Genomic DNA, 12,643 nt, shown 5'->3' on the forward strand with positions numbered 1-12,643 from the left:
GGCGGGCACCCGTGCCGTTGTCTTCTCTTCTACTGAGACGCCCCGCTGAGACGCCCCGCCCCGGAGATCAGTGGCGGGTGGGCGTCCGCGCCTCGAGCCGGGCCCGGAGCAGTGCGGCGACCGCCTTGGCGAGTGCCACCGGGTCGACGGGCTGCGAGATCGCGGCGTCCGCCCGGCTCCAGGCCGCCAGCCAGGAGTCCTGCGGCCGGCCGATCAGCGCCAGCACGGGCGGGCAGCCGTAGATCTCGTCCTTGATCTGCCGGGCCACTCCGAGCCCGCCGGCCGGGACGGCCTCGCCGTCCAGGATGCAGAGGTCGATCCCGCCGCGCTCCAGCGCCCGCAGCACCGCGGGCACCGTCGCGCACTCCAGATAGCGCAGTTCCGGCAGATCAGCGGCGGGCCGCCGGCCGAGCGCGAGAGTCACCTGCTCCCGGGTGTTGCGGTCGTCGCTGTAGACCAGAACGGTGAGCGTCTCGTCGGTCGTGTGCGCCATGGGGCCTGCTCCCGGGGGCTCGTCCTCTATAACGTCTGCTCCGACGAGTCCAGTGTGATCCGGACCACGTCTACTTCCGGATGCTACTCCCGCCCACCCCCCGAGGTGAGCCCCTGGCGCGATCTCGCTCAAGGCACCACGCGCGGGCCTCACCCACCCGGAGGACGGGCCGTCACCCGTTGTCGTCACACCACCCGGACGGCGGAGGCCCTAGCCCATGCGGACCGGCTCGCGCGGTAGCGACACGCGGAGCACAGGAGTGCCGTCATCGGCCGGGCGGCCCCCGAACCGGCTCCGACCAGCCCGAAGAACCATCAGAAAACGGACATCGCTACACCCGGCCCACTGCCGGACACCCCGCTGGAGCCCAACTGCGCATACCGCACGCACCGGACACTCCGAAGGGAGACCCCCGGCGTGAAGACGGAATAAGGGACCGACATAATGTCCGTCGTGGCGACAGCAACAGCAACAGAAACCGGACACGCGCACGGAGCGGTCAACAGGCCGAACCTCGTCAGCGTCGGAACCATCGTCTGGCTGAGCTCGGAGCTGATGTTCTTCGCGGCCCTGTTCGCGATGTACTTCACCCTCCGTTCGGTCAAGGGCGCAGAGTTCTGGACCGAGAAGGCGCACGCCCTCAACGTGCCCTTCTCCTCGGTGAACACCACGATCCTGGTGCTCTCCTCCCTCACCTGCCAGCTCGGCGTCTTCGCGGCCGAGCGCGGTGACGTGAAGAAGCTCCGCACGTGGTTCACCATCACCTTCGTGATGGGCGCGATCTTCATCGGCGGCCAGATCTTCGAGTACACCGAACTGGTCAAGAAGGACGGCCTCTCGCTGTCCTCCGACCCGTACGGCACGGTGTTCTACCTGACCACCGGCTTCCACGGCCTGCATGTGACGGGTGGTCTGATCGCCTTCCTGCTGGTCCTGGGACGGACCTACGCAGCCAAGCGGTTCACGCACGAGCAGGCCACCGCCGCGATCGTGGTGTCGTACTACTGGCACTTCGTCGACGTCGTGTGGATCGGCCTGTTCGCGACCATCTACCTGATCAAGTAACCAGCTGATCAGGTCGCTGGCCGCCGGTCGGAGACAGCGCTCGCCCGTCAGCGGGCCGTGCCGCTCCGACCTGAACGCGCGTCCCGAAGCCGGCCCAGAGCAGACCGCGCCGCCGGGCACGCCCACCAGCCGACGACCAGATCCTGACACCGGGGTTATTCCGTGAAAAAGCTCTCCGCACGACGGCGCCACCCATTGGCGGCGCTGGTCGTCCTACTTCTCGCCCTGGCGGCCACCGGGGGGCTGTACGCCGCGTTCGCCCCCGCCGAGAAGGCGCAGGCCGACACCTCGGCGCAGTCGCTCGCGATCGATGAGGGCAAGAAGCTCTTCGCCGTGGGCTGCTCCTCCTGCCACGGCCTGAACGGCCAGGGCTCCTCCGACGGCCCGAGCCTGGTCGGCGTCGGATCCGCCGCGGTCGACTTCCAGGTCGGCACCGGCCGCATGCCCGCGCAGCAGCCGGGTGCCCAGGTCCCGCGCAAGAAGGTCGTCTACAGCCAGGCCGAGATCGACCAGCTGGCCGCCTTCGTGGCCTCGCTCGGCCCCGGCCCGGTCGCCCCGACCAAGGACCAGTACTCGTCCACGGACCCGAAGGACGTGGCCAAGGGTGGCGAGCTGTTCCGCACCAACTGCGCCCAGTGCCACAACTTCGCCGGCCAGGGTGGCGCCCTGACCAACGGTAAGTTCGCCCCCTCGCTGGAGGGCGTCGACGCGAAGCACATCTACGAGGCCATGCAGACCGGCCCGCAGAACATGCCGTCGTTCCCCGACACCACCATGCCGGAGGAGCAGAAGAAGCAGATCGTGGCCTTCGTCCGCCACACCACCAATGAGGAGCCCAACCCCGGTGGTCTCGCCCTGGGCAGCCTCGGTCCGGTGACCGAGGGTCTGTTCGGCTGGATCTTCGGTCTCGGTGCCCTCATCGCGGTCGCGATCTGGGTCGCCGCCCACACCACCAAGGCCAAGAAGTCATGAGCCACGACATTCCTGAAGAGAAGCTGCCGGAGGCGCAGGACGCCTCCCACGGCCACGAGGTCGCCGAGCACGGCGACCCGTTCGCCGACCCGGGCCTGCCGGCCCACGAGCCCCGTCGTACCGACATCGACGAGCGGGCCGCCAAGCGCGCCGAGCGCCAGGTCTCGCTGATGTTCATCGTGTCGATGCTGGCCACGATCGGCTTCATCGCCTCGTACGTGATCTTCCCGATCGACAAGATCATCTACGTCTTCCCGCTGGGCCACATCAGCGCGCTGAACTTCGCGCTGGGTCTGACCCTGGGTGTGGCGCTGTTCTGCATCGGCGCGGGCGCGGTCCACTGGGCCCGCACCCTGATGTCGGACGTCGAGATGCCCGCCGAGCGCCACGCGATCGAGGCCGACGACGAGGTCCGCAACGACGTCATCGAGCAGTTCAAGACCGGCGCCGCGGAGTCCGGCTTCGGCCGCCGCAAGCTGCTGCGGAACACGCTCATCGGCTCGATGGCCCTGGTGCCGCTCTCCGGCGTCGTCCTGCTGCGCGACCTCGGCCCGCTGCCCGAGAAGAAGCTGGACCACACCAACTGGAACGAGGCCACCCCGGCCAAGCCGATCCAGCTGATCAACATGAACACCAACCAGCCGATGAAGGCCGAGGACATCGTCGTCGGCTCGCTGACCTTCGCCAAGCCGGAGGGCCTGGAGGACTCCGACGAGGACTTCCAGCAGCGCATCGCCAAGGACGCCCTGATGATCGTCCGGATCGCTCCGGAGGACATCAAGGACGCCAAGTCCCGCGAGCTCGGCTTCGAGGGCGTACTCGCCTACTCCAAGATCTGCACCCACGTCGGCTGCCCGATCAGCCTGTACGAGCAGCAGACCCACCACGCGCTCTGCCCCTGCCACCAGTCGACCTTCGACCTGTCGGACGGCGCGCGCGTGATCTTCGGCCCGGCCGGCCACCCGCTGCCGCAGCTGAAGATCACCACTGACGAGAAGGGCTTCCTCGTCGCCACCGGCGACTTCGCCAAGCCCGTCGGCCCGAGCTTCTGGGAGCGCTCATGAGTTCCGCGAGCAGCGTCAGCACCGACGCAAAGCCCAGCAGCGGCAGCACGCGTGCCAACCCCGCCAACAAGGTGGAGGCGGCAGTTGACTGGGTTGACGGCCGCGTAGGGATCTACTCGCTGGCCAAGGCCAACCTGCGCAAGATCTTCCCGGACCACTGGTCCTTCATGCTCGGTGAGATCTGCCTCTACAGCTTCGTGATCATCATCCTCACGGGTGTGTACCTGACGCTGTTCTTCAAGCCGAGCATGGCCGAGGTCGTCTACCACGGCCCGTACGCCCCGCTCGACGGCATCAAGATGTCCGAGGCCTACGCCTCGACCATGAACATCAGCTTCGAGATCCGCGGTGGTCTGCTGATCCGCCAGATCCACCACTGGGCCGCGCTGGTGTTCGTCGCCGCGATGTTCGTGCACATGATGCGCGTCTTCTTCACCGGCGCGTTCCGCAAGCCGCGCGAGATCAACTGGGTCTTCGGCTTCCTGCTGCTGGTCCTCGGCATGTTCGACGGCTTCTTCGGCTACTCGCTCCCCGACGACCTGCTGTCCGGTACCGGCATCCGCTTCATGGAGGGGGCGGTCCTCGCCACCCCGCTGGTGGGCACCTACATCCAGATGTTCCTCTTCGGCGGTGAGTTCCCCGGCACCGACATCGTGCCGCGGTTCTTCACCATCCACGTGCTGCTCATCCCGGGCATCATGCTGGGCCTGCTGGTGGCGCACCTGATCCTGGTCTTCTACCACAAGCACACCCAGTGGGCGGGCCCGGGCAAGACCGAGAAGAACGTCGTCGGCATGCCGCTGATGCCGGTCTACATGGCCAAGGCCGGTGGCTTCTTCTTCCTGGTCTTCGGCATCATCGCGGCCGTCTCGGCCATCGCCTCGATCAACCCGATCTGGGCCTACGGCCCGTACCGTCCGGACCAGGTGTCGACCGACGCCCAGCCGGACTGGTACATGGGCTTCTCCGAGGGTCTGATCCGCGTCATGCCGGGCTGGGAGGTCCGGGCCTGGGGCCACACCCTGAACCTGGGCGTGTTCATCCCGCTGATGGTGATCTTCCCGCTGGTCCTGCTGTCCATCGCGATGTACCCCTTCATCGAGGGCTGGATCACCGGCGACAAGCGCGAGCACCACATCCTGGACCGCCCGCGCAACGCCCCGGTCCGTACCGCTCTCGGTGCGGCCTGGATCGGCGAGTACCTGGTCCTGCTGATCGGTGGTGGCAACGACCTGTTCGCCACGCACTTCCACCTGTCGCTCAACTCGATCACGTACTTCGTCCGGGTCGGCTTCTTCGTCGTGCCGGTCGTGGTCTTCTTCATCACCAAGCGCTGGTGCCTCGGCCTGCAGCGCCGCGACAAGGAGAAGGTGCTGCACGGTCGCGAGACCGGCATCATCAAGCGCCTGCCGCACGGTGAGTTCGTCGAGGTCCACGCCCAGCTCCCGCAGGCCGAGCTGTACAAGCACATCGCCCACGAGCAGCACGAGCCGCTGCCGATCCCGGCCCAGGTCGACGAGAACGGCGTCAAGCGCAAGGTCGGCCGCCTGGAGAAGACCCGCGCCAAGCTCTCCCAGGGCTACTTCGGCGAGGGTGGCCAGATCCCCAAGCCGACGGCGGAGGAGCACCGCGAGATCACCAGCGGCCACGGCCACCACTGATCCCGCGCGGCAACGCCGCTGATCGCCACCTGAGGGCCCCTGCCCGGCACCCGCCGGGCAGGGGCCCTCGGCCGTTCTCGCCGGCCGGCGGCTGACCCGGGCCGCCGGAACGCTCCGGTGTCCGGCGTGGAGCGGAAGGCCCCCTTGCCGGGCCGATCCCCACGCTCCGCATCGCACCGTCCGGGGCGCGGGGAACCGCACGAACAGCCATCGGTCGCCGTCCGGATGTCCACCCGGTGCCTCGTGGCCGGGACTGCATCCCGACCACGGCGGCAGGGCCTACCGGTCATTCGGGCACAATGGGGTCCAACGACCCGTCAGGAGCCCATCAGTGCAGCTGAGCATCGACCACTCATCCGCCACTCCCCCGTACGAGCAGGTCCGCGCGCAGATCTCGGAGCAGGCCCGCAGCGGCGCGCTGCCGGCCGGTCTCAGGCTGCCGACCGTCCGGGCGCTGGCCGAACAGCTCGGCCTGGCCGCCAACACCGTCGCCCGCGCGTACCGGGAGCTGGAGGCGGACGGCGTGGTCGAGACGCACGGCCGGCGCGGCACCCTGATCGCCGCCGTTGGCGACACCTCGCACCGGCTGGCCGCCACCGCCGCCGCCGAGTACGCCGACCGCGCCCACCGCCTCGGTCTCTCCAGGGACGAGGCGATGAGCGCGGTACGGGACGCTCTCCGGCTGGCGTACGGCTCCTGAGCCCGCCGGGCAGGCCCTAGACCTGCGGCACCAGGGCGCCGACGGGCACCGCTTCCTCCTCCGCCCGGCCCGCGGTGTTGACGGTCCGACCGAGGGCGCTGTGCTTGGTCCACTCCGCCCAGGAGACGTTCCAGTCCCCGAAGCCGTTGCCGAACGGCTCCATCGCCTTGCCCAGGCTGTTCACCACCTGGACCACGTCGCCGACCCTCGTCTCGTCGAAGAACCACTTGGCGTTGGCCGTGCTCATCCCGGTACAGCCGTGGCTGACGTTCTCCACGCCCTGGGAGGAGAGCGACCAGGGCGCCGCGTGCACGTACTCGCCGCTCCAGGTGACCCTGGTGGCCCACCTGACGTTGGTGTCGAAGGAGTCGGGGCTGTCCGCCGCGATGCCGATGGACGAGCTCCTCATCCGGACGCTGGCCTCCTGGCCGAGCACCACCTTGATGCCGTTGCGGGTGGAGAACCCCGGCCTGCCCGTGGTCACCGGGATGGTGTTCACCACCTCGCCGTTGCGGCGGTAGGTCAGGTAGTGCGAGCCCGCGTCTATCAGCACCTCGACCCGGTCGCCGGTCCGGATGGTCCGGCTGACCGCGTCACCCTCGTACAGCCCGTCGGCTATCCGGGTGCCGGGGCGGTCGAAGGTGAACTTCACGGTGGCGTGGGCGGGCCAGTACTCCGTGGGGCGGAAGTGCAGGTTGCTGTCGTCCACCCAGTACCAGGAGCCGGTCACGGCGGGTTCGGAGACCACCTTGAGGCTGCGCTCCACCTCCTGCCGGGCCGCCGGGTCCTTGATCGGCTGGGAGAGCTTGACGGTGAGCGGCTGGCCGACGCCGTACAGGCCCGAGCCGCTGGTGTTGGGACCGAGCTCCGCGCTCAGCCTGGCCCGGCCCTGGGCCGTGGTGAGCGTGCCGGTGGTCTCGCCGCGGCCGCCGTCACCGTCGTCCGCGGCCACCCGGATCAGGTACTTGGTCCCCGCCGCGAGCCGTCCCACGCTCTGCCAGCTCCGCTGGTCATCGGCCAGTTTCCCGACGACCTGCCGGCCGTCCGGTCCGGTGACGGTGACATCGGTCAGTTTGCTGCCCTTCTCGGCCGTGACCGATATAGGGAGGTTCGGGTCGAGTCCGTCGGCCGCCGGGAGATGAACCAGGGGTTTCACATCCACGGTGCTGACCGCCTCCACCGAACCGTCACCTCCGACCGTGCAGCCCGCTAGGGGGGTCAGGACCAGAAGTGCGAATATGCAGGCCCGACGGGGGCCCGCTCCGTGAATGCCGCTCAACGTTGCCTCCAGGGGTCTCACACCCAGAAGAGGATTCCGACGATGCTCACGAGCGTAGGAAGGCGGCCACGGCAGGGACTACCGCTCAGGGGCCCGAATGGACCGAACGGGTAAGCGATACATCCCGATGGACTTAGACCGACCGGCAATAGGGAGCGTGGGAGGAGAAGGGGGCACCTCCCGGCCGAAGGCTGGGGGAGGGTCGAGAGCCGAGTCTGGGCGTGCATCGTGCGGGGGTCCCCCCGGCCGTCAGGCTGGGGGAAGAGAGCGCAGCGGCGCTGCGCGCGACGAGGGATGTGCGTCCGAGGGCCCCTCCTGCCCGATGGCGGGCAAGGAGGGAGAGAGCTATCGGCACGCGACGCCGCGGGCCCTATTGCCGGTCGGTCTTACCCGGTCAACAGAACGGCGCCGGGCCGGGCACCCCCGAAGGGATGCCCGGCCCGGCGCCCGGAGCGAGGAGAACCTACTGGTTCTGGTTCTCGCCCCGGTAGAACTCGAAGACCCAGCCGTACAGGCCGACCAGGATGATCGGGGCCGCCCAGAACATCAGCCACCAGCCGAAGATGACGCCCAGGAAGGCCAGCGCACCACCGACCGCCATCGAGAGCGGCTGCCAGCTGTGCGGGGCGAAGAAGCCCAGCTCGCCGGCGTCGTCCGCGACCTCCGCCTCGGGGTTGTCACCCGCGCCGCTGTCCACCCGGCGGGCGGTGAAGGCGAGGTAGTACCCGATGAAGGCGCACAGGCCGAAGGCCAGGAACAGCGCGGTGGTACCGGCTGCCTCCTTGGACCACAGACCGTAGGTGATGGCCATCGCCAGTACGAAGACCGCCAGGCCCAGGAAGATCTTGCCCTGTTCCTTCATCAGGCGTTCCCACCCTTCTTGCCCTTGCCCAGCGCCGGGTTGTCGTACTTCGCCGGGGTCACGCCCTCGAAGTGCTTGGCCGGCTCACCGTGGTTCTCCAGGTAGTCCAGCGCGGCGATCTCCGGGTGGTGCAGGTCGAAGGCCGGGGATTCGGAACGGATCCGGGGCAGCGTGAGGAAGTTGTGCCGCGGCGGCGGGCAGGAGGTCGCCCACTCCAGCGAACGGCCGTAGCCCCACGGGTCGTCGACCTCGATCTTCTCGCCGTACTTGGCGGTCTTCCAGACGTTGTAGAGGAACGGCAGGATCGACAGACCGAGCAGGAACGAGCCGATGGTGGAGACGGTGTTCAGCGTGGTGAAGCCGTCCGAGGCCAGGTAGTCGGCGTAGCGGCGCGGCATGCCCTCGGCACCCAGCCAGTGCTGGACCAGGAAGGTGGTGTGGAAGCCGAAGAACAGCGTCCAGAAGGTGATCTTGCCAAGGCGCTCGTCGAGCATCTTGCCGGTCATCTTCGGCCACCAGAAGTGGAAGCCGGCGAACATCGCGAACACGACGGTGCCGAAAACCACGTAGTGGAAGTGGGCGACGACGAAGTACGAGTCCGAGACGTGGAAGTCGATCGGCGGGGAGGCCAGCAGAACACCGGTCAGACCGCCGAAGAGGAAGGTGACCAGGAAGCCGACCGTCCAGAGCATCGGGGTCTCGAAGCTCAGCGAGCCCTTCCACATGGTGCCGACCCAGTTGAAGAACTTCACACCGGTCGGGACCGCGATCAGGAAGGTCATGAAGGAGAAGAACGGCAGCAGCACCTGTCCGGTGACGTACATGTGGTGGGCCCACACCGTCACGGACAGACCGGCGATCGCGATGGTGGCCGCGATCAGACCGGAGTAACCGAACATCGGCTTGCGGCTGAAGACCGGGACGATCTCCGAGATGATGCCGAAGAACGGCAGCGCGATGATGTACACCTCGGGGTGACCGAAGAACCAGAAGAGGTGCTGCCAGAGCAGTGCACCGCCGTTGGCCGGGTCGAAGACGTGCGCCCCGAACTTGCGGTCCGCCTCCAGGGCGAACAGCGCGGCCGCGAGGACCGGGAAGGCCAGCAGGACCAGCACGGCGGTCAGCAGGGTGTTCCAGACGAAGATCGACATCCGGAACATCGTCATGCCGGGCGCGCGCATGCAGATGATCGTGGTGATGAAGTTGACCGCACCGAGGATCGTGCCGAAGCCGGAGAAGGCCAGACCCATGATCCACATGTCGGCGCCGACGCCCGGCGAGCGGACCGCGTCCGACAGCGGCGAGTAGGCGAACCAGCCGAAGTCGGCGGCACCCTGCGGGGTGAGGAAGCCAGCCACCGCGATCAGCGAGCCGAACAGGTACAGCCAGTAGGCGAACATGTTCAGACGCGGGAACGCGACGTCGGGAGCGCCGATCTGGAGCGGCATGATCCAGTTCGCGAAACCGGCGAACAGCGGCGTCGCGAACATCAGCAGCATGATCGTGCCGTGCATCGTGAACGCCTGGTTGAACTGCTCGTTCGACAGGATCTGGGTCCCGGGACGAGCCAGCTCAGCACGCATGACCAGGGCGAGGATGCCACCGATCAGGAAGAACGCGAACGAGGTACCGAGGTACATCGTGCCGATCGTCTTGTGGTCGGTGGTGGTCAGCCACTTGATGATCGTGGAACCCGGCTTGCGGGTCCGGGTGGCCCCGCCTGCCGAGAGCCCGGATGCCCCGCCGGCGGCGGCGGGCTCGTTGAGGATAGTCACTTCTCACCTTCAATGCCCGTGATGCCCGAAGGCACCGCGCCGCTCTGGCCCTTGGCCCGGAGCTCCTTCAGGTGCTGCTCGTACTCGTCGTGCGAGACCACCTTGACGTTGAACAGCATCCGGGAGTGGTCGACGCCGCAGAGCTCGGCGCACTTACCCCGGAAGGTGCCGTACGAGGTCGGGGTGACCTCGAAGCTGTTGACCAGACCCGGCACGACGTCCATCTTCATCATGAAGTTGACGGGCCAGAAGTCGTGGATCACGTCCCGCGAGGTCAGGCGGAACTGCACCGTCTCGTTGATCGGCAGGTACAGCGTAGGCGCCTCGGCGGGGGTACCGACCTCGTACGCGGCGTTGGTGTTCGCCGGGTCGGGGTTCTCGGTGTTCTCGTAGTTGAAGGCCCAGCTCCACTGGAAGCCGACCACGTTCACGTAGTGCTGCGGCTTGGCCGAGGTCTGGGTGAGCCGGGACTCGTCGCGGGCGACGAAGTAGAACAGCACCGAGACGATGACGATGGGGACCGCGGTGTACAGCGCCTCGATCGGCACGTTGTACCGGGTCTGAGCCGGGATCTCCACCTTGGTGCGGCTGCGCCGGTGGAAGATCACGCTCCAGATGATCAGACCCCACATCAGTACGCCGACTACCAGCGCCGCGATCCACGAGCCCTGCCACATGTGGAGGACCAGCGGGCCTTCCTTGGTGACGGGCGACGGGAGGCCAAGCCTGGGCAGGTCATTGGCCGAGCAGCCGGTAGCGGTCGCGATGACGAGGCCCAGTGCCAGCGCCTGAGGCAGCTTCCGCCGCATCGTGCGCCGCGGCGAGCGGTCGGAGCCGTTGGGACTCACGTAGCGCCTTCCCGAAGTCTCGCCCGCGATCGCGTCGCCCCCGGGATGCTGTGCGCCTCCCCTGCGACCCGGCCACGGGCACGGTTTGAATGCTTATGCGGGCCAAACCCTACTCCAGGCTTATGTGCTCCTGACGGGCAGGTCCCGCTAACGCGCCGCCCGCCTACCCGATCAGCCCCGGCATGCACGGAATCCCAGGTCATCGCGGTCCTTCGAGCCTCGCACACCCAATCGTGGGATGGCACTGCGACACCCGGGTGACAGACCGTCGGGTCAGTGCGAATCGGACAAACGAGGTCACCGCGAGCCCCAGGCCGTCCAGCCGGACGTGCCCGGCACCACGGCCGGGCAAGCGGGCGCACCCGGTCCCTGGCCGGCGGGCTCCCCCACCGGAGGCGGCCTTGCAGGGTGGTCGTGCGCGGCGGACCGCGGCGGTGGTGAGCGGGGCCGGGGGCGGTACGGTCCGGACGGCTGACGGGGGATGAGCGCGGGATACTGTCGTCTGTGTCCTACTTCGACGTGGCCTCGACCGCTCCGCTGCATCCCGTCGCCAGGCAGGCGTTGAACGCCGCGCTGGACGAGGGGTGGGCGGACCCGGCCCGGCTTTACCGCTCCGGACGGCAGGCCCGGATGCTGCTGGACGCGGCCCGGGAGACGGTCGCCGAGGTGCTGGGCGCCAGGCCGGACGAGATCTCGTTCACCGCGAGCGGCACCCAGGCCGTCCAGCTGGGCATGCTCGGCGCCGTGGCCGGACGCCGCCGGACGGGCCGTCATCTGGTGCACTCCGCCGTGGAGCACTCCAGCGTGCTGCACACGGCCGAGCGGTACGCCGCCGAGGGCGGAGAGGTGAGTGCGGTCGCGGTCGACCGGCACGGGCTGGTGGCCGCCGAGGAGTTCGCCGCCGCCGTCCGTCCGGACACCGCCCTGGCGGTGCTGCAGTCCGCCAACCACGAGGTGGGAACGGTGCAGCCGGTCACCGAGGTCGCCGCCGCGATCGGCGGGGTGCCGCTGCTGGTGGACGCCGCGCAGAGCGTGGGGCGGCTGCCGGTGCCGTCCGGGTGGTCGCTGCTGACGGCCAGTGCGCACAAGTGGGGCGGCCCGGCCGGGGTCGGGGTGCTCGCCGTCCGCAAGGGTGTCAGGTACGTCTCACCGCTGCCCGCCGACGAGCGCGAGAGCGGCCGGGCACCCGGATACGTCAACGTGCCCGCGATCGTGGCCGCGGCCGCCTCGCTGCGGGCGGTCCGGGCCGAGGCCGAACGGGAGAACTCCCGGCTGCACGCGCTGGTGGAGCGGATCCGGACGCAGGTGCCCCGGCTGGTGCCGGAGGTCGAGGTGGTCGGCGACCCGGTCCGGCGGCTGCCGCACCTGGTCACCTTCTCCTGCCTGTACGTGGACGGCGAGGTGCTGCTGGGCGAGCTGGACAAGGCCGGGTTCGCGGTCTCCTCCGGCTCCTCCTGCACCTCGAGCACGCTGACGCCGAGCCATGTGCTGGCGGCGATGGGCGTGCTGACCGAGGGCAACGTCCGCGTCTCGCTCCCCTACGGGGTGGCCGAGTCGGATGTCGACCGCTTCCTTGCCGTGCTGCCCGAGGTGGTGGCGGGTGTACGGGCTCCGCTGGGGCTCGACCTGGCGGCCCCGGCGGCCGCCCGGGAGACCCTGGTGATCGACGCGCTGGGGAAGCGCTGTCCGCTGCCGGTGATCGAACTGGCCAAGCGGATCGGGGAGGTCGAGCCGGGCGGGACGGTCGCGGTGCTGTCCGACGACGAGGCGGCCCGGCTGGACGTCCCGGCCTGGTGCGAGATGCGCGGGCAGGAGTACCTGGGCGAGCGGGCGGCTGCCGAGTACGGGCGGGACCGGGGCTCGGCGTACCTGGTCCGCAGGGTGGGCTGAGAGCGCGCCCGGGGCGCGGGATGCCGCTCTGCGG

Annotated in this window: 11 protein-coding genes; 6 read left to right on the plus strand and 5 right to left on the minus strand. The window is 68.9% G+C overall.

The window, feature by feature from the left end; all coding sequences use genetic code 11:
- Positions 1 to 67: 67 nt before the first annotated feature.
- Complete coding sequence (locus ABD369_RS00570; RefSeq protein WP_344634128.1) at positions 68 to 493, minus strand: response regulator; 426 nt, start codon at positions 491 to 493, stop codon at positions 68 to 70.
- Between the two features lie 444 nt (positions 494 to 937).
- Between ABD369_RS00570 and ctaE the strand changes: the two genes are divergently transcribed.
- From ctaE to ABD369_RS00595, 5 genes are all read left to right on the plus strand, one after another.
- Positions 938 to 1,558: an aa3-type cytochrome oxidase subunit III gene (ctaE, locus tag ABD369_RS00575; protein ID WP_344634129.1), complete on the plus strand. Its 621-nt coding sequence runs from the start codon at positions 938 to 940 to the stop codon at positions 1,556 to 1,558.
- A gap of 162 nt (positions 1,559 to 1,720) precedes the next feature.
- Complete coding sequence (qcrC, locus tag ABD369_RS00580) at positions 1,721 to 2,530, plus strand: cytochrome bc1 complex diheme cytochrome c subunit (protein WP_344634130.1); 810 nt, start codon at positions 1,721 to 1,723, stop codon at positions 2,528 to 2,530.
- The gene (qcrA, locus tag ABD369_RS00585; RefSeq protein ID WP_344634131.1) at positions 2,527 to 3,594 is read left to right on the plus strand and encodes a cytochrome bc1 complex Rieske iron-sulfur subunit; all 1,068 of its coding nucleotides are present in this window, start codon (positions 2,527 to 2,529) and stop codon (positions 3,592 to 3,594) included. The genes qcrC and qcrA overlap by 4 nt, the downstream gene beginning before the upstream one ends.
- Entirely contained in the window at positions 3,591 to 5,255 is a 1,665-nt protein-coding gene (gene qcrB / locus ABD369_RS00590) for a cytochrome bc1 complex cytochrome b subunit (protein WP_344634132.1), read from the plus strand. Before qcrA ends, qcrB begins: the two co-directional genes overlap by 4 nt.
- Before the next feature lie 331 nt (positions 5,256 to 5,586).
- A complete protein-coding gene (locus tag ABD369_RS00595; protein WP_344634133.1) occupies positions 5,587 to 5,955 on the plus strand; it encodes a GntR family transcriptional regulator in 369 nt (122 codons plus the stop codon).
- A 16-nt stretch (positions 5,956 to 5,971) separates the two neighbouring features.
- Here ABD369_RS00595 and ABD369_RS00600 read toward each other — a convergent pair whose 3' ends face one another.
- The 4 genes from ABD369_RS00600 to ctaC all read right to left on the minus strand — a co-directional run bounded on the left by ABD369_RS00600 (position 5,972) and on the right by ctaC (position 10,719).
- Complete coding sequence (locus ABD369_RS00600) at positions 5,972 to 7,195, minus strand: L,D-transpeptidase (protein ID WP_425557509.1); 1,224 nt, start codon at positions 7,193 to 7,195, stop codon at positions 5,972 to 5,974.
- A gap of 502 nt (positions 7,196 to 7,697) precedes the next feature.
- The gene (locus tag ABD369_RS00605) at positions 7,698 to 8,096 is read right to left on the minus strand and encodes a cytochrome c oxidase subunit 4 (RefSeq protein ID WP_344634135.1); all 399 of its coding nucleotides are present in this window, start codon (positions 8,094 to 8,096) and stop codon (positions 7,698 to 7,700) included.
- Positions 8,096 to 9,871 carry an aa3-type cytochrome oxidase subunit I gene (gene ctaD, locus ABD369_RS00610; protein WP_344634136.1) on the minus strand — a complete coding sequence of 592 codons (1,776 nt, stop codon included), beginning with the start codon at positions 9,869 to 9,871 and terminating at the stop codon, positions 8,096 to 8,098. The genes ABD369_RS00605 and ctaD overlap by 1 nt, the downstream gene beginning before the upstream one ends.
- Positions 9,868 to 10,719, minus strand: a complete 852-nt coding sequence (gene ctaC, locus ABD369_RS00615) for an aa3-type cytochrome oxidase subunit II (protein ID WP_344634137.1) — start codon at positions 10,717 to 10,719, stop codon at positions 9,868 to 9,870. The genes ctaD and ctaC overlap by 4 nt, the downstream gene beginning before the upstream one ends.
- Before the next feature lie 504 nt (positions 10,720 to 11,223).
- Here ctaC and ABD369_RS00620 point away from each other — a divergent pair.
- A complete protein-coding gene (locus tag ABD369_RS00620; RefSeq protein ID WP_344634138.1) occupies positions 11,224 to 12,609 on the plus strand; it encodes a cysteine desulfurase/sulfurtransferase TusA family protein in 1,386 nt (461 codons plus the stop codon).
- Positions 12,610 to 12,643: the final 34 nt, after the last annotated feature.

It is taken from the genome of Kitasatospora cystarginea (genome assembly GCF_039533515.1).
In the GTDB taxonomy this organism is placed as follows: domain Bacteria; phylum Actinomycetota; class Actinomycetes; order Streptomycetales; family Streptomycetaceae; genus Kitasatospora; species Kitasatospora cystarginea.